This is a genomic window from Synechococcus sp. R55.2 (genome assembly GCF_047462075.1).
Classification (GTDB): domain Bacteria; phylum Cyanobacteriota; class Cyanobacteriia; order Thermostichales; family Thermostichaceae; genus Thermostichus.
This window is the reverse complement of record NZ_JANSIH010000176.1, coordinates 1-17,607: the sequence shown is the minus strand read 5'-3', so window position 1 is coordinate 17,607 and position 17,607 is coordinate 1. Positions and strand designations below refer to the sequence as shown.

Here is a 17,607-nt window from a genome sequence, read left to right as displayed (position 1 = left end):
TGAGCGTGGGCTCCCTTCTTCCCCAAGAGGAGAGGGGCTGGGGGTGAGGGTCAGCAGCGAAGGATCCCAGCTTTGTTGGAAACGACTGGGATTCCCTAACCCTTCCCTCAGATCTTCTGGGCAGCAGCCTCGCGCTGGTCAGCCGTCGAGCGTGCCGCGTGCAGCGCAGAGTAGAGCTTGTTGAGGGCATTCATGTAGGCTTGGGCCGAAGCGACGATGATGTCGGTGTTGGCGGCATGGCCGGAAAAGATGCGGTCTTCGTGGCGCAGGCGGATGGTGACTTCCCCAATGGCGTCGATGCCAGCGGTAACCGATTGGACGGAAAACTCGATTAACTTGTTGGGGATATTGACAATGCGGTTGATGGCCTTGTACACCGCATCCACCGGGCCTGTGCCCACGGCAGCGTCCACCCGCTCTTCCCCTTCCGGGGTTACCAGGCGCACCGTGGCAGTGGGAGCCTCTCGATTGCCACACACCACTTGGACATGCTCCAGGCGGTAGAGTTCGGGCACCGGGCGAGTTTCGTCGTTAACAATCGCTTCCAGATCCAGGTCGGAGATTTCTTTTTTCTTGTCAGCCAGCTCTTTGAAGCGCAAGAAGGCCTTGTTCAGATCCTGCTCCGACAGCTCGAACCCCAGTTCTTTGAGGCGGGTGCGAAAGGCGTTGCGGCCCGAGTGCTTGCCCAACACCAAGGTGCTCGATTGCAGGCCGATGGTCTGGGCATCCATGATCTCATAGGTCTGGCGGTTCTTCAACATGCCGTCCTGGTGGATGCCAGATTCGTGGGCAAAGGCGTTGGAGCCGACGATAGCCTTGTTGGGCTGCACCAACATGCCAGTGAGGTTGGAGACGAGGCGCGAGGTGCGATAGATCTCCTGAGTTTTGATGTGGGTGAGGGGCTTCTCGGAGTCCACCGGCAGGCCGAAGTAGGGGTTGAAGTAGCTGCGCCGCACATGCAGGGCCATCACCAACTCTTCCAGGGCTGTGTTGCCGGCCCGCTCACCAATGCCGTTGACCGTCACTTCCACCTGACGGGCGCCCTGCTTAATCGCTTCCAAGAAGTTGGCCACCGAGACGCCCAGATCGTCGTGGCCGTGCACAGAAAGGATCGCTTGCTTGATGTTGGGCACGTTCTCGCGGATGCCCTTGATCAGTTGGCCGAACTCCTCCGGCATGACGTAGCCGACGGTATCGGGGATGTTGATGGTTTTGGCCCCCGCCCGAATGGCCGCCTCGATGACCTGGTATAGGAACTCTGGGTCAGAGCGGGTGGCATCCATCATGGAAAACTCCACATCCTCCACGAAGGACTTGGCGTAGGCCACCATCTCCTCGGCAATTTGCAGCACTTCGGCGCGGGTTTTGCGCAACTGATACTTCAGGTGAATGTCGGAGGTGGAGATGAAGGTGTGGATGCGGGGCTTGGCAGCGGGCTTTAGGGCTGCAGCGGCTGCCTCAATGTCCGGCTTGAGGGCGCGGGCCAGGCTGCAAATCACAGGGCCATCGGGCGTTCCCACCTGCTCGGCCACCTTCTGCACAGCCTCGAAGTCACCGGGGCTGGCATAGGCAAATCCCGCTTCGATGATATCGACGCCCAGCCGGGCCAACTGCCGGGCAATGGCCAGCTTTTCTTCGGTGTTGAGGGTGGCGCCGGGGCACTGCTCCCCGTCTCGCAGGGTGGTGTCGAAAATGAGTACATGATCCAAAGCTTGGCCATCAAACCCGGCGACCGCGGCAGCATCCATAACGGTTACTGGGATAACGAAACACTACCTCATTATTCTGACATTAACTGGGACATTAACTGGCAGGGGTTCTAGCCTTGTTTGGGGAAGATTTGGGTGGGCTCTGTTGAGACGTCATTGGGCTTGGGTCTTGCAACCTTTCCCCTGGGATCCCCAGCGGCGGCAGGAGATGGGGGAAGGCAGATCCCGAAGGCGCAGGCGAGCAGTTGTTCATACTCTTTCTCATCCCTGAGAGGGCGTTCCCAGCGGCCTTCTGGGGTGGTCTCGATCCACTTAAAAGAGCCATTGGCGCGGGCGGTGAGGGTGACCCGTCCGGTCGGAGTGGCCAGGGTGCAAAGGCGCAGCCGAGTAAACATCGATTCTGGCGAAGTTTGGTGAAAGTGGCACATCGGCTCGAACTCCTGCAGGGAGCGTGGGATCCGATCCAGAAGAAATAGAGTTTTCCAGGTGCGATCCGGCTGTTCCTGCTGAATGAGCCAATAACGGCAAGCAGTGGGATCCCCTGGCCAAGGGGTGAGGCGGTAGCGTCCTTCAGCCTGGGCTTGAATCCCGGGATCCCCCAGCCGCAACGGCTCGCGAAAGGCCTCCCCATACCCCACATCTGCCAGCCAGGCTGTATCGCCAATGTTCACCTGCACAGCCAAGTGGTCGCACTCAGGCCCAAAGCGGACATCGAACTCCGACCGGCTCACCTGTCCTGAGAGTAGGTGTACCGAAAACCCCATCCCCTGCAGGGCAGCGGCCAGCAGGCTGTTCAGCTCAAAGCAAAAGCCGCCCCGCCGCTCTCGGACGATTTTTTGGAACAAGAAATCCCGCTCCAGGCAAATGGCGCGACCCCGATGAATGTCCAGATTTTCAAACGGCACCCGCAGCAGGTGGGCTAGGTGGATCTGTCGGAGGGTTTGCAGGGTGGGCTGGGTGGGGCCAACGTAGCCAATCCGATCCAAGTAGGCCCTGATTTGGGAGGGGGTCAGTGGCTCTAGCATCAGCACAGAAACCGGTTGGCTGCCAAGCAAGCTTTTGGCCTACCCTAGCCTTGCCCCGGATCCCCGGCCAGAGCCAGAAGAACAGTTCACTGGAATCTGAAAGACGGCATCTTTTCCCCGGAGCCGATTTTTCTGTGGCTGTAGGGATCCCTGATGAGTAGGAGATGGGCAGAGGATTCTGGTGGACGGCCAGGCCCAAGCTTGCCCAAGATAGTTTACAAGACCGTCCAAAGCAGGTGGGAGCGCTACCGATGGCTGCTGCCCAAAATTTGCCCTCCGATGAGCTTTTTCCCATCACGCTGAAGCTCTTTGCCGTCTATCAAGAAGTAATCGGACAAACCGAGATGCGCCTGCAGGTGAGCCCTGGTACCACCGTCGGGCAGCTGTGCGATCAACTGATCCAGCGCTACCCCAGCTTGGCTCCTTGGCGCTCCCAAACGCGCTTCGGTCTCAACCTCAATTTTGTAGCTGCCGACACTCCCCTATCGGCGGGAGACGAAGTCGTTCTGATCCCTCCGGTCAGCGGGGGCTGAAAAGGAGCAAAAGGAGAATGCTACGATAGCGGCAAGAAAAAAAGAAGGCGAAGCGTTACATGGCAGAATACACTCGGTCGATTTCCTTTTATGGGCGGGAAATTGACATCAATATTGGGCTGATGGCCCCCCAGGCAGGGTGTGGGGTTTGGCTGACTTCGGGCGAAACCTCGATTTTGGTTACCGCCACACGGCAGCCAGGCCGGCCTGGCGTTGATTTTATGCCCTTGTTGGTCGATTACGAAGAGCGCCTCTACGCAGCGGGGCGGATCCCAGGGGGATATCTGCGGCGAGAAGGCCGGCCACCGGAACGGGCCACTTTGATCTCTCGCTTAATAGACCGACCCATTCGTCCGTTGTTCCCGGAATGGCTGCGGGATGATGTGCAGGTGGTGGCCACCACCCTCTCGGTGGACGATACGGTGCCGCCCGATGTGTTGTGTATTTTGGGAGCCTCGTTGGCCATTCACGGTGCTCGCATCCCCTTCAACGGCCCCGTGGCGGCGGTGCGGGTGGGCTTGGTCAAGGATGAATTTATCCTCAACCCCACTTATGCCGAAATTGAGGCGGGCGATCTGGATTTGGTGGTGGCCGGCTGTGCCGATGGCGTGATCATGGTGGAAGCCGGGGCCAACCAACTGCCGGAAAAGGATGTGGTGGAGGCCATCGAGTTTGGTTTTGAGGCCATCCAGGAGCTGCTCAAAGCCCAACAGCAAGTCCTGGCGGATCTCAACATCACCCCGGTAGAGCTGCCCCCTCCCCCCAAAAACGAGGAGCTGATTGCCTTTGTAGAAGAGCAGGCTCAGGAGGGCATTCGCTCCATTCTCAGGCAGTTTTTGGACAAGACCAGCCGGGAACAGCAACTGGAGGAGCTCAAGGCCAAGCTGGAGGCCCAAATCCAGGAACGGCCAGAGGGGGATCCCTTGCGGCTCTATCTTCTGGAAAATCCCAAGGAGTTGGACAATCAGTTCAAGGCTCTGCTCAAGAAGCTGATGCGCCAGCAGATCCTGCAAGAGGGGGTGCGGGTGGATGGGCGCAAGCTGGACGAGGTGCGACCGGTCTCTTGCCGGGTGGGTTTGATCCCAAGGGTGCACGGCAGTGCCCTGTTCAATCGCGGCCTCACCCAAGTCCTTTCCATTACCACCCTCGGCACCCCCGGCGATGCCCAGGAGCTGGACGACTTGCACCCGGTGGATGAGAAGCGCTACATGCACCACTACAATTTTCCGGGCTTTTCAGTGGGAGAAACGCGGCCTTCACGCTCCCCGGGGCGGCGGGAGATTGGTCATGGGGCGCTGGCGGAGCGGGCCTTGGTGCCGGTGCTGCCCAAGGAAGAGGAGTTTCCCTATGTGGTGAGGGTGGTCTCGGAAGTGCTCTCCTCCAACGGCTCCACCTCGATGGGATCCGTCTGTGGCTCTACCCTTTCTCTGATGGATGCCGGGGTGCCGATCAAAGCGCCGGTCAGCGGGGTGGCCATGGGCCTTATTAAGGAGGGGGATGAGGTGCGCATCCTCACCGACATCCAGGGGATCGAGGACTTTCTGGGGGACATGGACTTCAAGGTGGCCGGTACGCGGGCGGGGATCACTGCTTTGCAAATGGACATGAAAATCACCGGCATCACCGTTGACGTGGTGGAGCAGGCCATTCGGCAAGCCAAGGCCGGGCGCGAGTTCATCCTCGACAAGATGCTGGAGACCATTGCCGCCCCTCGACCCCAGTTGGCCAAAACAGCTCCCCGTCTGCTCACGTTCAAGGTGGATCCGGAGGACATCGGCAAGATCATCGGCCCCGGTGGCAAGACCGTGCGCGGCATCACCGAAGCGACAGGGGCCAAGGTGGACATCAGCGACGACGGCACAATCACCGTGTCTTCCTCGGTGGGGGGGCAAGCCGAAGCCGCTCGGTAGATGATCGAAAATCTGGTGCGGCGGGTGGAAGAGGGGCAGGTGTATTTGGGCAAGGTGACCCGCATCATCCCCATCGGCGCTTTTGTGGAGTTTTTGCCCGGCAAAGAAGGCATGATCCACATTTCGCAACTGGCGGAGTACCGCGTCGGCAGGGTGGAAGACGAGGTGGCTGTGGAAGATGAGGTGGTGGTCAAGGTGCGCAGCATCGATCACAAAGGCCGCATCAACCTCACTCGCCTCGGCATTAGCCCTGAGGAAGCAGCGCGGGTGCGCAACCATCACCACTGAGGCTGCGGTTTTCCCCCAGCAACGGGGGCCTCGGCAGCTGCCAGAATGGCAACTAGCTCCGCGTCTGCAGTGCCGTTCGCGTCGGGGTTGCGGAGCACTTTGCAGTATGCCGGATTCTATCCCCCACTTGCTCGCTGGCCAAAGCCCTACTTCTCCGGCTCGACCATCCCCCTCCCGGCGGCGGCTGGGCTGGGCGTTGGCTTGGGGCTTGGGTTGGGCTGCTCTGCTTAACCTTTCTGCTCAGCATCCTTTGTTGGTGCGGATGGAGAGCGACGCCCAGGAGTGGCTGTACGCTTGGCGTGGCCCTCAGCAGCCTTCTCCCGAGGTGGTGATCGTCGGCATTGATGGTCGTATAGGACTCGATCGCGACAGCGGTGCGGAGCACGTTCCCGCTAACGGGAACAGCGGACAGGGGGAAAGCAATGGCCGCACCAGTGGTGCAGAGCACCTTGGCCAACATCAAGTTGACTTCCTTCTGGAACGGGCCAACTACGCCGGCCTGACGTTGCGTCTACTGGAAGAAGCTGAGGCCAGGGTGGTGGTGCTAAACCTGCCCAGCAGCTTTGTGGTACCTCAAAACCTGGGCAACGAGAACTTAGATGCCCCTCTACGTCAGGTGGTACAGCGCTACCCAGATCGCTTGGTCTTGGCCACCCGCAGCAGCGAGAGCTTTGGCCGCTCCGAGATTAACATCTACAACCATTTTCTGCCCTTCTCTTCTCTGCGGCTGGAGTACCTGGTGCCGCCAGAGCATGTGCAGGGGGTGGTGCAATATCGGGTGGATAGGGCCGGGATCCTGCGCCAGGCCCAGTTGCGGGGGCTCTACCTGCGCCGCGACAGCCAAGAGGAGCAGATGTTCGCCTCGGTCGAGGCTCTGGCTTTTGCCAAATACGACCCGGAGCGGGCCAGCCGCTGGTTTCGCGAGCGGGGGTTGCAGCCGATCCAATTCAACCCCCTCGGATCCCAGCACGGGATCCCCATCATCCCCATCGAACGGGTTTGCCCTCCAGCTGTTCTCCAGGCAGGATCCGGGTCTGTTGCCCCGATGATCAACCCCAGCCAAGCCTGCCGCGGCCAAGAAGGGATCCCTCCCCTTGACCCCGAAGTTGCCGACCAACTGCGGGACAAAATTGTCCTGGTGGGCTTTGTGGGCGGCTATCCAGAGACCTTCCCGGTGCGGACTGCGGATGGATCCCAGATTGCGGCGGTGGAGTTGCAGGCGCAAGTCCTCTCCAGCCTGCTCACCGGAGAGGTCTACCAATCTGTGCCAGAGGGGGTGGCGGCTGCGGTGGTTTTGCTGCTGGGAGTGGGAACGGGACTGCTTTTGGTGCTTTATCGTCCCCCCCTACGTTCGCGTCAGCGGTGCGGAGCACTTTTGAGCCATTGGGGCTGGAAGCAACAGCAGTTTCTCCTGCGACCCATGGTAGGGCTTGCCGTTTACGAAGGGTGGGCTGTGGCCCAGTTTCTGCTGTGGCGTTGGGTTTGGCCTCTCGTCTTGCCAGCCTTGGCCAGTGGGCTAACGGGGGTAAGCCTGCTGCTCACTTTGATCATTGTGGAGAATCAGGAGCGGCTCTTGGCCCAACAGCAGGAATTGGAGCGTCTGCGTCGGGCCGAACAGGAGGCAGCTATCGACCAAGCCCGCAAGTTGCTTTACCGGGTAGCCACCGACATTCACGATCGGGAGCTGCAGGAGTTGAAGGTGGTGATGGACGACTTGGAGAGCTTGCAATGGCAGCAGCAGCAAGGCAGGTCGCCCGACCCCGCCGTCTACGATCACCTGCTCGAACAACTGGAGAGGATCGGACGCGGGATCCGGAATCAGCTCAACGATGTGCGCACCCTAGCCGCCAAGCTGCGCATCTCCCCCAGCTTGCGAGAGGGGTTGCATCGAGGCATCGAGATCTATCTGGACGAGCTGATCCAAGCGGGCAGCCTAACGCTATCTGTAGAGCGGCAACTGCAACCGCTGCAGGAGCCCAACACCGGTGAGTGGTTTGATCAGCGAGAAGACATCTTGCGCTTTTTGCGGGAGGCCATCGGCAATGTCATCGCCCATGTACAACCCCCCAAAGGCAATGCTTCCTTTGTCAGAGTGTCGCTGGCCCAAACGGAGCGCCACTGCTGCCTTTCCGTGGTCAACGATGGTATCGAGTACGCTCCCGGCCTCAGCGGCGGCTACGGCAGCAAGGCCATGAACACCATCGCCCGCTATCTACCCAAGGGATCCTGGCATCGCACCCGCACCCCAGAAGGCCATACCCATGTCGAGCTGCACTGGGAGATGCCGCTCTGAAAGACCTACACAGCACTGAACAGAACAGATTTTTGCTCAGCGCTGTTGCTTTCTTCCTGCTTCAGCAACCCTTGACTAGCGGTAGGTTTTAGACCTACCACCCCGCCAGAGGAGTCTCCACAGGCGTTAGCTTGTCGGGGTGTGGGGTTAGCTAAGCCCCGCACTGTACCCGTAGCGTCAGTGTCGGGATACAGATACCCCCACATGGTGTATGGTGAGAGTAGTTGCACAAAACGGCTTTTGCCGGAATCTGGTGCAGCTACGCGGTGGGACATCCCGTGTCTGCTCGCAGAGGGTTCTTGCGTAGGCTCCCCAATGAAGCGAGAAGCCTACACTGTACCCGTAGGGTCAGTGATGGGAGTATGTCACTTCCCCCAGAGCTTGGGGTACATTTCAAACGGTAGCTGGGGTCTAGAAACATAAACCTAACCACCCGCTCCCTGCACACTCGCACAACTGCCTAGCGTTTGCACATCAGGTTGTAGAGAATTGTGCAACAAAGTGAGGACTCCGTCCCACTATCGCGAACAGTCAATCGGCGATTAGAGACAGCCCTCTTCCTAGGAAGCGTTCTTTGGCTTATCGGCCCAGGGATTGCAGCCAGCCGAGCAGGGTGGTACCGGACAGAGCTTCAAACAGGATCAGGGCAACAAAGCCGATCATTGCCAAACGCCCGTTCAAGCGCTCTGCATATTCGGTGAAGCCCACGCGGGGGGTGCTGTCCACATACATTTCCGGCTCGATGGCGTAGTTGTTCAGCCGACCACCTTCTTCGACGACAACGGAGCGATATCGGGTCATAGGGTTCTCCTTGTGCTTTCTTCACCAGCGTAGCTCGCTTTGCATAGGATTGTAAAGTTTTATTTACAACGTTGTTGACGCCCAATGTTCCGAGCTGCCGGGCAGAGTTCAACCAGGCCAGGAACAGCCTGTAAGCAGGGTTGTGGCTCTTGTCCCAGTACAGGGGAGCTGATAATAGCAAGGGGACTGGAGGACAACCATGTCGGTGCTGGAACAGTTAAATATGCTGCTGGATGGCCAGCCGGTGGCCAGCTTGGCGGTGCTGGAGCAGGGATCCCCGGCGGTGTCGTTGGTGCCTTTTGTGGTGCAGCGGGATCCCTTGCGCTTTGCCATTGTCATCAGCGATCTTTCTGCCCACACCCAGGCTTTGCGGGCAGATCCCCGTGCCAGCCTGCTCATCCACGAGCCGCCCACCCCAGGGGATCCCCGCAGTAACCATGCCCTGTCGCGGGTGATGGTGAGCGGAGAAGCCCAGTTTCTCAGCCGCGAAGAGGCGCAAGCGCAGGGGTTTGAGGCCCTTTATCGCGCCAAGTACGAGATTGCCGAGATGATCCTGGGCTTGGCGGATTTTCACTTCTGTCAGATCGTCCCCAAAACTGGTAGCTTCATCCAGGGGTTTGGCCAGGCATTCCGGCTGAGCGGCCCCAACCTGGATCGACTGGAGCACCTCGGTCGGGCGTAGGTACGAGGATTCCAAGGGCAGCCCATGCCATTCCCCAGCACGGGGAAGCTCCTGCTGCGCCACTTCCTAGCTCTCCTCTTGCAGGGGGGGTGAGGGGATCCCGGCGGAACGAACTCCTTTTTCAGGTTTTTTGGTGGGATCCCGGATCCAATCCAAAAGCAGCGGGTTGACCAGCTCGGGGGCTTCATCCTGGGGGCAATGGCCAACCCCCGGCAACGGGATGAACCCCACCACGCAAGGAAACTGTGCCAGGGCCCGCCCCAGAGCAATGGGTTCCCAGGGATCCGCTTCCCCCCACAAGATCAAGACGGGACAGGTGAGCTGAGGCAAGAGATCTTCAGCCAAAGGCCCCTGAGAATAGCGCACAAAGGCCAAAAAGACCTCTGCCGCCCCCGGCTCCAAAGCGGGTTTGAGCAAAAGCTGGATCAGCTCCTCGGTAACCGCTTCTTTGCGCCCGTAGGCTTGGAGGAGGATATTGCGAATGGCCCTAGCCTGGGCCACCTGAGCAAAGAAGAAACGACCAAAGGGGGGCCACCCCAGCAGGGATTGCAGCAAAGGGGTAAACTGGCGGCGCAGCCAGGAGACCTGGCCCCGTTTCCGCTCGTGCAATAGCCGCAGCGAGGGATCCAACATCGCTACCCCTAAAACCTGGGCTGGATCCAGAACCGCCGCCTGCAAAGCCACAATGCAGCCAATCGAGTTGCCCACCAGATAGACTGGCTGGCCCACCACCTCTCGGACAAAGTCTGCCACCAGGGATCCCCAGGTCTCGAAGGTGTAGGGCAAAGGGGATCCCGGCAGAGGCTTGGCGGATCCCCCAAACCCCAACAAATCAATCGCATACACCTGACAGTGCTGCCCCAGCTCCGGCAAATTTTTCCGCCAATGGTCGCTGCTGGCCCCAAAGCCATGGATGAGCAACACGGCTGGGCCTGTGGATCCCGACTGTTGGTAGCGAATGGGCTGGTCACGCCAGAGCCAGCGATGCTCTGTGTTCGCGTTGGCGCTGCATGGCAACATGGGGGTGCAGTGTAGGTTTGAGTCAGCGTTGCGATCCTAACCGTTCGCGACAGCGGGACAAAGTCCTTGTGATCGGGGCAACTGAGAGTACTGGCGGAGGGTGGCCCCCTTCCACCCGTTGGCGCACTTGAATCGAGGAACAAGGATCGGCCTTCCTCTGAGTTGGGTGATCCCAAGGGGCACCACCAAGCGGCTACAACATCCCATCTCAAGCTTCCGGGAGAAAGTGGGGAATACTGGCAGTTGAGGGTTTTGCGGTGGGTCGGCTTTGGTTTGGCTAGTTGGCCTCAGCTTGTTTGGTAGCGCTTTTTGCCTCTTCTGGGGACAGTTGTTGGTGGGCAAGTTGCTGCTGCCGCTGTGGGGGGGATCCCCCCTGGTGTGGAATACCTGCCTGGCCTTTTTTCAGGCCACCCTGCTTTTGGGCTACCTGTGGGCAGACCGGCTGGGGCGCGGCCTCAATCCCAGGATGGGGGTGCTGATCCACGGGATCTTGCTGCTGGTCGGGCTGAGGCTTCTGCCCTTTCAGCTGGGGATCCCCGGCCAACCGGAAGGATGGTGGCCCCCTCTCGCTCTGTTGGCAAACTTGACTTTGGGAGCTGGGGTGCCGCTGTTTCTCCTGTCGGCGACGACGCCGTTGCTGCAACGGGGGTTGGCGGCAAGAGGGGTCGCGGGGCAACGGGAGGCTTTGGATCCCTATTTTCTCTATGTGGCCAGCAATGCCGGCAGCTTGGGCGGGCTGCTGGGGTACCCGCTGGTGTTGGAGCCTCGTCTGTCTTTGGCTTGGCAAACTCTCCTGTGGACGGGATCCTACGCGCTGGTGGCAGCCCTGGTGCTGCTAAGCGGGGTGGGTCTGCTGCTCAGTCGCAACAGCGTTGCGGAGCAACAAGAACGCGGGGCAGATTCCCAGGGATCCGGCGCTGCTCCGGGGGATTTGACTGTTTCCTGGCGAGAGCGTTGGCGCTGGGCGGGTCTGGCTTTTTTGCCGGCGGGCCTGTTGGTGGCGGTCACCACCTTGTTGACCACCGACGTGGCGGCAGTGCCCCTGTTGTGGGCCATTCCTCTGGGGATCTATCTGCTGACACTCATGCTGGCTTTCGGGGGGATCCACCCCAATAAGGGGGTTTTGGGAACGACAGCTCTTCTGGCCTGCGGGGCGGTGGGGACACAGGTCTTGGGCTGGGTGAGGCCGGGTTTTTTGCTTTTGCCGCTGCATCTGACCACCTTTGGGCTGGTGAGCTGGGGCTGCCACAGCCGGTTGGCTTGCCGTCGCCCGCCGGTGGAGCAGTTGACGCAGTTTTACCTGTGGCTGGCTTTGGGGGGGAGTTTGGGGGGAATGTTCTCTGCCCTCTTGGCACCGCAGGTGTTTGAGACGGTGCTGGAATATCCCCTGTTGCTGGGGATGTCGCTGGCCGTGCTAGGGGCGCAGGGGGGGCGGGTGGGCCTGTGGCTGGGGCTGGGGCTGCTCCTGCCTTTGCTGCTGTTGCACTTTCAACCGCAGGCGTTGCTGCAGGTGGGCGCTGGGGTGGGTTTGGCGTTGGGCTGGGCGGTGCTGGCGCTGTTGGTGTCAGGGGAGAGCCGTTCACAGCAGCAGAGCGGAGCCCCTGGCTGGCAGGCCAAGGTCGGTTGGGTGGGAGCAATGGCGGGGTTGGTTGTGCTGCTGGGGCAACCCTGGCTGCAGCCGGGACTGCAGGTGATCCACAGCGAGCGCAGCGCCTTCGGCCTCAACCGGATCGTGGAATACCAAACTGAGCAGGGATCCTTCCGCAGCCTTCTGCACGGCACCACTCTACACGGCAGCCAAAACTTGGACCCGGAAAAAGCGCTGGAGCCGCTGACCTATTTTTCTCGGTCTGGGCCGGTTGGGCAGGTGTTTGCGGCGTTCAGAGCCCAGACTGTGGATCCCACGCCCGCCATTGCGGTGTTGGGGCTGGGGATCGGCACGTTGGCCGCCTATGCCGAGCCAGGGGATGAGTGGACGTTTTTCGAGTTGGATCCCACCGTGGCCGATTGGGCGGGGCGCTATTTTTCCTATCTCCGGTGGGCCCAGACGCGGGCGCGGGTGCAGGTCATCCTCGGTGATGCCCGGCTCAGCCTCAAGGGGATCCCAGAGGGCAGCTATGACCTGATGGTGATGGACGCCTTCAGCTCTGACGCAGTGCCGGTGCATTTGCTCACGCAAGAGGCTTTGGCCCTCTACCTCAGCAAGCTCAAGCCCCACGGCTGGCTGCTCTTCAACATCACCAACCGCCACCTCGACCTGGCCCCGCTGTTGGCTGGCCTGGCCGGATCCCTGCAGCTCCACGCTTGGCACCAAGCCCATCGGGATCTCTCCCCTGAGCAACGACAGGCGGGGCTGGCCCCTTCCCACTGGGTGCTGTTATCGCTACGCGACGCTAAGGCTACGCCCATTGAGCGAACGGCGACCGTGTTAGCGGAGCGGAGTCCTTTGGCCAAAAACCCTAAAGCCATGCAGGAACCGGATCCCTGGCAGCCCCTTTTGCCCCAAGCCGGGGATCCCGTCTGGCGGGATGACTTTTCCAACCTGCTGCAGGTGATCCGCTGGCCTTGGATCCCTTTGCCGAGAGGTATCCAGATCCCCAGTTCTGGATAGGAATCCGGCTGTTATCGCTATGCAACGCTTCGGCGAATGCATTAGGGTTGGGGAGCAGAAAAGTTAAAGAAATCTTTACAACTCGGAGTTGGTATGAGTTATGATTGTTTGCAACGTAACTAATGTCTGCTCAGGAACCCGGCTCATGTCTCCTCTGCAAGCCCTTACTGTCGATCCTCAAACCACCATGGCTGAAGCCTCTGAGGCCCGTTTCGTGGCAATCGGGGGCAGCCTGCGGCCCAATTCCTTAACGTACCAGGCGCTGGAGGTGGCGCGGCGCGAGTTTGAGAAGTTGGGGACCCCGTTGCACATCCTCGATCTGCGGCAGATGAAGTTGCCCTTTGTGGATGGCTCGGAGTCCTATGCGGATTATCCCGATGTGGCAGTCCTACGAGCAACCATGAAGCGGGCGGATGGGATCATCCTAGCCAGCCCGGAGTACCACGGCGGCATCAGCGGCAGCCTGAAAAATGCACTGGATCTGTTGAGTTTTGAGCAACTGGAGGGTAAGGTCTTTGGGTTAATCAGCGTTTTGGGCGGCGAGAGCAACAGCAATACCCTGAACCAGATGCGCTTGATTGTGCGTTGGGTGCATGGCTGGGTGATCCCAGAGCAAATCGCCATCGGTCGGGCTTGGAACGCTTTTGACGAGCAAGGCAATCTCAAAGACGAGAAGCTACAACAGCGCTTTCAACACTTTGTCCAGAGCTTGGTGACCCATACTCACAAGCTGCGCGGGATCCCAGTTGTGAAGCCTTCCCACAATTAACCCCAAATTAATTACTTAATCACTTACCAAAAAACTGGGTCTAAAGCCCCGCGCTTTAGGGCGGCTGTGTGCTATGCTGCCCACAGCGGCAGGGTAATCAACCGCTCTATTCGCGTAAGCGGGCCGTAGGCCTTAAGCCCAACAGTCTCACGACTGGATGCAACCTCAATAGGTTTTTTAGTTGTTGTTCGCAACGGTACCTAAGGGCATAAGGATTCTGTCCCGCTGGCGCGAGAGGAAACCGCCCTGCGCTTGCATCAGTGGCGCGTAGCGCTTGGGGGAACGCCTGGGGAGATGAGCACCGCTGTTGTGGAGGGGCAACCCAACACGGCAAGTTGTCGCAGAACCAGGAACCGGAATCCCCTGCCTTTAGGCGGGGGAGCATGTCAAAGACTTCGGCTGCCCCTATTGCTACCCAGCCTTTCATCTGGGGGCTATAGTTGTTTCAAACAGCAACAAGTCCGGGCTCGCTTCTCCTCGCTTTTTTGTGTCAGTGTTGCCCAGTAACAAGGAAGCAGGGAGACGAGAAGGCTCATAACAGAGACGAGCTGAAGTCTGGCTGATACGGCATTGGCTTGCAGAGGAACCTGCGGAATAGATCCACACAGGTATGGTTCAGTCTGTTCCCCCTTATTCTTCGGATAGAGCTGGGTCAATATCTCCCCTGGTGGCCCTGCAAGCGACATTGCAACAGATGCGAGAGCAAACGGATGCCAATGGGCTGATTCAGCTCACCCTCGACTATGTCGGGGCGGTGTTTGGGGCGCCGCTGGTCTGGCTGGCCTTTTACGATTATCAAAATCACCAGTTGGTGGGTCAGGGGGGAGTGACCCTTCTTGAGGATCAAACCCTACTGCGGGCGGTGCATCCTCTACAGCCGGGGGAGATCCTGGAGCAGGTGGTGATCGAGCAGCGACCGATCAGCCTGCCTGACCTCTCTCAGGAGCCGCGCATGGGCATTTGGCAGCGGGAGGCCAGGCGACTGGGCGGGATCCAGGGCTGTTTCATTTATCCCTTCTCGGCCTACGGCCCGCTGTCGCGAACGGCAGTGGGACGGCGGCGCTGCTTGGGGATCCTGATGCTGGGATCCCAAATGTGGGGGGTTACCACCCGTGAGGACGAAAAGGCTCTCTTGGGAATTTTGCTGGGGCAGTTGGCAGCCTCTCTGCAGGAGTTGGAAAACGCTTGGCAGCAGCAGACCGAAAAGCGCCTTGAGGATCCGCTCCTGAGGTTGGGAACGGCGATGCGCCAGGTGGGATCCCTGCAGGAACGGGTCAGCCTGGTGAGGCAGGAGTTACAGTCTTTTCTGGGCGCTGTCCACATTCAGGTGTATTGGCACGAGCGCAGCCAGGGTCAGTTCGTTCCCCACGGGAGCGTCCCCAAAGCTGTTCGCGACAGCGGGGCGGAGAAAGTCGGAGCAGGGCCGACAGGAGAGGTCAGCCTTTCGCTGCGGGAATTGGGGGACATGTACTACACCCTCGCCGATGGCCAGGTGGTGGTGGGCGGCACAGGGACGACTCGCTCTGAGGTTCCCCCCAAGCTGATGCAGCAGTTGCGAGCCCAGGCTGTTTTGGCAGCCCCGATTTTGCTGGAGAAGGATCTGCTGGGGTTTATCTGGGTGCAATCCGATGTGCCCCGTACCTGGCAAGCCGCTGAGCGACAGTTGGTGGCCGCTGCCGCCAATGGGTTGGCCTTGGCTGCCCCCCTAGAAAATCTGGATCGCCGCATTCGCCAGTTGGCCGATGACCAAGAGTTTGTGCAGCAGGTGGGCCGCTCGGTTTACAACCCGGCAGAGCTGCAACAGGCTCTCCAGCAAGCCATTGTCGGCCTGGGCCAGCGTCTGAAAGTCGGTGCAGTAGCCGTGTTGACGGTGGATAGCGACAGCTCCATCCCCCGCCTCTTCTACGAGTACCGCAGCGTCGCGGAGCAACAGGGCAAGCAGACTTTGCCGCAGCAGTTCAGCCCTCTGAGCGACCAGGACTGGCAGGATCTCATGCGCAGCGAGGTGGTGGTGGCAGAAAACTACGACCAAGATCTGCGCCTGCTCTCTTGGCGGCAGGAACTGGCAGGAGTTCGTTCCCTGATGCTGACCCATACCGGGGCCAACACACCCGTGGAAGGGCTGCTCTTGGTGTTGCATCCCCAGCTACGGGCCTGGAGCCGGGAAGAGCGGCAACTGCTGCGGGGGATTGCCCAACAGGTGGGGGTGATCCTGCGGCAAATTCGGTCAGAACAACGCCGGCAACGACAAGAGCAGTTGCTCAAGGGCCTGATCACCACTTGTTTAACCTTGCAAAACTCGGCCACCTTGTCAGATCTGTACACCACTACCACTCGACAGACGGCCCAATTGCTGGGGATCCCTCTGGCGCTCATGGTTAGTTGGCAGCCGGGGGAGAGCCGGGCTCAGCTCCAGCCATCTTTTGCTGCCGGGACGGAGACCGGCCCCACCGAGATCGATCTGCAAGATCCCCTACTGGCCTACGCGCTGCAGTCAGCAGAACCTCTCCCGCTCACCCAGATCCCCCCTGCCAGCCGCACTTGGCTCAGTCGCGTCAGCGGTGCGGAGCACTTTGCTACCGGCCTGGGATCCTGGCTGCTGGTGGCGCTGGGGGAGACAAACTCCTCGCAGGCGGGAGCTTTGGGAGTTTTGATCTTGGGGGCAGAAGCGGGCAAGGTTTGGGATCCCGACGAGCGGGCGGCTGTGATGCTGATCGCCCAGACCTGCGGCTGGACGCTGCGGCGCTTGCTCTGGATGCAAACTTTGCAAGAGCGGCAGGAGGTGCTCAGGGAGTTGAACTGGTACAAGCACCGCCGCCTGCTGGATATGCAGAATGCCCTTCTGGACAGCCTGCGCCGCCTGGGTCAGGTGCCGGAGATTCCCGGAGACGAAGCCACCCGCTGGCAAAAGGTGGTGGAGATCGGCAGAGGGCTGCGGGATCTGACCGTCTCCACAAGGCCGTTGTTGCAGTCGGAAACTTGGCAGGTGCAGCCGCAGTTGCGGTCGGTGCCCTTGGCAACCTTGGTGCGCAAAAGCCTGCGCCGGGTGGAGGCCCTGACCCAAAAACGCAAGCTGTGGCCGCGGGCCCATGGGGACATGAGCATTGCCGTCCAGGGGGATCCCGAACGACTGGAGATGGTGCTCTGGGAGGTGTTGACAGCCGCTATTTTGCGCAGCCCGGAAGGGGGGCGGCTGGATCTGTGGAGCCAAGCCAGCGTTCGCGACAGCGGTGCGGAGCACTTTGGGTATGCAGAGCTGCTGGTGGTGGATCAGGGCAGCTTCGACCCTCACCTGATGGCCGCCCTTCAGTTGGGGCCAGAGCAGGTGATCTACGCAGATCCTCTGCTCAAGTCGCCTCTATCGGTGAGTCCTGGTTTGGAACTCAGCCTGTGTCAACGGGTGGTGCAGCGGATGGGGGGCCAGCTCTCCTTTTACCTCTCTTCCGATGGGCGTTGTGTCTCTCGGCTGCTCCTGCCGATGGGCAGCGACGAGCCCCATCCCCCTGGGTAGGAAAAAGCTGTGTTGCCGGTCACCTTAGGGGGACAAGGTTCTGAGCAGCCAAAACAGGGGCAGTAGAGCCAGTAGGCCGCGATCCAGCCGCCGCAGTTGTAGGCGGTGCCAGCGCAGGGGATGGTCTGGGCCGGTCAGCCCACGGGCCTGCATTGCCATAGCCGTCTGTTCAGCACGCAGGAGCAGGTTTTCAAAAAAGCGCTCCACCAAGGCCAGCAGGGTTTGCATCCCGCCCCGGAAACTCAGGGATCCCCAGCGCACATCCCGAGTTCGCACCGCCCGCGCCAAGTTTTGCACCTCTTCCATCACCAAAGGCAGAAAGCGCAGCGCCAAGGTGAGGGTGAGAATTACTTCGGCAATCGGCCATCTCCAACGCTTGAGAGGCTGCAACCATTGGCCGATCCCTTCGGCAATTTCTTCGGGGGCCGTTGTCAACAAAAACAAATGGGTGGCGT

The 17,607-nt window shown here is 60.2% G+C and carries 11 protein-coding genes and 1 pseudogene; 7 read left to right on the top strand and 5 right to left on the bottom strand.

Annotation, left to right across the window (positions count from 1 at the left end; all coding sequences use genetic code 11):
* Positions 1 to 107: 107 nt before the first annotated feature.
* Both NW838_RS06185 and NW838_RS06180 read right to left on the bottom strand, forming a co-directional pair.
* The gene (locus NW838_RS06185; protein WP_414349687.1) at positions 108 to 1,748 is read right to left on the bottom strand and encodes a 2-isopropylmalate synthase; all 1,641 of its coding nucleotides are present in this window, start codon (positions 1,746 to 1,748) and stop codon (positions 108 to 110) included.
* Between the two features lie 71 nt (positions 1,749 to 1,819).
* Entirely contained in the window at positions 1,820 to 2,734 is a 915-nt protein-coding gene (locus NW838_RS06180) for an arylamine N-acetyltransferase family protein (protein WP_414427710.1), read from the bottom strand.
* 251 nt (positions 2,735 to 2,985) lie between these two features.
* On the opposite strand from NW838_RS06180, the gene NW838_RS06175 reads away from it, so the two are divergent.
* From NW838_RS06175 to NW838_RS06165, 3 genes and pseudogenes are all read left to right on the top strand, one after another.
* Positions 2,986 to 3,267, top strand: a complete 282-nt coding sequence (locus NW838_RS06175) for a MoaD/ThiS family protein (RefSeq protein ID WP_414357275.1) — start codon at positions 2,986 to 2,988, stop codon at positions 3,265 to 3,267.
* Between the two features lie 59 nt (positions 3,268 to 3,326).
* Positions 3,327 to 5,465: pseudogene (locus NW838_RS06170) on the top strand (polyribonucleotide nucleotidyltransferase).
* A 106-nt stretch (positions 5,466 to 5,571) separates the two neighbouring features.
* On the top strand, positions 5,572 to 7,758 hold the full coding sequence (locus NW838_RS06165; RefSeq protein WP_414427709.1) for a CHASE2 domain-containing protein: 2,187 nt from the start codon (positions 5,572 to 5,574) through the stop codon (positions 7,756 to 7,758).
* A gap of 579 nt (positions 7,759 to 8,337) precedes the next feature.
* Here the strand turns inward: NW838_RS06165 and NW838_RS06160 are convergent.
* On the bottom strand, positions 8,338 to 8,559 hold the full coding sequence (locus NW838_RS06160; RefSeq protein WP_414349692.1) for a high light inducible protein: 222 nt from the start codon (positions 8,557 to 8,559) through the stop codon (positions 8,338 to 8,340).
* Positions 8,560 to 8,758: 199 nt separating this feature from the next.
* Between NW838_RS06160 and NW838_RS06155 the strand changes: the two genes are divergently transcribed.
* Positions 8,759 to 9,241, top strand: a complete 483-nt coding sequence (locus tag NW838_RS06155) for a pyridoxamine 5'-phosphate oxidase family protein (RefSeq protein WP_414427708.1) — start codon at positions 8,759 to 8,761, stop codon at positions 9,239 to 9,241.
* Positions 9,242 to 9,307: 66 nt separating this feature from the next.
* Here NW838_RS06155 and NW838_RS06150 read toward each other — a convergent pair whose 3' ends face one another.
* On the bottom strand, positions 9,308 to 10,261 hold the full coding sequence (locus NW838_RS06150) for an alpha/beta fold hydrolase (protein ID WP_414357269.1): 954 nt from the start codon (positions 10,259 to 10,261) through the stop codon (positions 9,308 to 9,310).
* Positions 10,262 to 10,529: 268 nt separating this feature from the next.
* Here NW838_RS06150 and NW838_RS06145 point away from each other — a divergent pair, with 268 nt between their 5' ends.
* The 3 genes from NW838_RS06145 (at position 10,530) to NW838_RS06135 (ending at position 17,152) form a co-directional block, all read left to right on the top strand.
* Positions 10,530 to 12,872: a fused MFS/spermidine synthase gene (locus NW838_RS06145; RefSeq protein ID WP_414357267.1), complete on the top strand. Its 2,343-nt coding sequence runs from the start codon at positions 10,530 to 10,532 to the stop codon at positions 12,870 to 12,872.
* Between the two features lie 145 nt (positions 12,873 to 13,017).
* Positions 13,018 to 13,641, top strand: a complete 624-nt coding sequence (locus NW838_RS06140; RefSeq protein ID WP_414373352.1) for an NADPH-dependent FMN reductase — start codon at positions 13,018 to 13,020, stop codon at positions 13,639 to 13,641.
* A 610-nt stretch (positions 13,642 to 14,251) separates the two neighbouring features.
* Positions 14,252 to 17,152: a GAF domain-containing protein gene (locus NW838_RS06135; protein WP_414427707.1), complete on the top strand. Its 2,901-nt coding sequence runs from the start codon at positions 14,252 to 14,254 to the stop codon at positions 17,150 to 17,152.
* Between the two features lie 24 nt (positions 17,153 to 17,176).
* On the opposite strand, the gene NW838_RS06130 is transcribed toward NW838_RS06135, so the two are convergent.
* A partial coding sequence (locus NW838_RS06130) for an energy-coupling factor transporter transmembrane component T family protein (RefSeq protein ID WP_414427706.1) occupies positions 17,177 to 17,607 on the bottom strand: 431 nt, incomplete at its 5' end.

Coding starts and splice junctions, on each gene's coding strand:
- NW838_RS06185 (WP_414349687.1), bottom strand. CDS start 1,748: ATGGATGCTGCCGCGGTCGCCGGGTTTGATGGCCAAGCTTTGGATCAT.
- NW838_RS06180 (WP_414427710.1), bottom strand. CDS start 2,734: ATGCTAGAGCCACTGACCCCCTCCCAAATCAGGGCCTACTTGGATCGG.
- NW838_RS06175 (WP_414357275.1), top strand. CDS start 2,986: ATGGCTGCTGCCCAAAATTTGCCCTCCGATGAGCTTTTTCCCATCACG.
- NW838_RS06165 (WP_414427709.1), top strand. CDS start 5,572: ATGCCGGATTCTATCCCCCACTTGCTCGCTGGCCAAAGCCCTACTTCT.
- NW838_RS06160 (WP_414349692.1), bottom strand. CDS start 8,559: ATGACCCGATATCGCTCCGTTGTCGTCGAAGAAGGTGGTCGGCTGAAC.
- NW838_RS06155 (WP_414427708.1), top strand. CDS start 8,759: ATGTCGGTGCTGGAACAGTTAAATATGCTGCTGGATGGCCAGCCGGTG.
- NW838_RS06150 (WP_414357269.1), bottom strand. CDS start 10,261: ATGTTGCCATGCAGCGCCAACGCGAACACAGAGCATCGCTGGCTCTGG.
- NW838_RS06140 (WP_414373352.1), top strand. CDS start 13,018: ATGTCTCCTCTGCAAGCCCTTACTGTCGATCCTCAAACCACCATGGCT.
- NW838_RS06135 (WP_414427707.1), top strand. CDS start 14,252: ATGGTTCAGTCTGTTCCCCCTTATTCTTCGGATAGAGCTGGGTCAATA.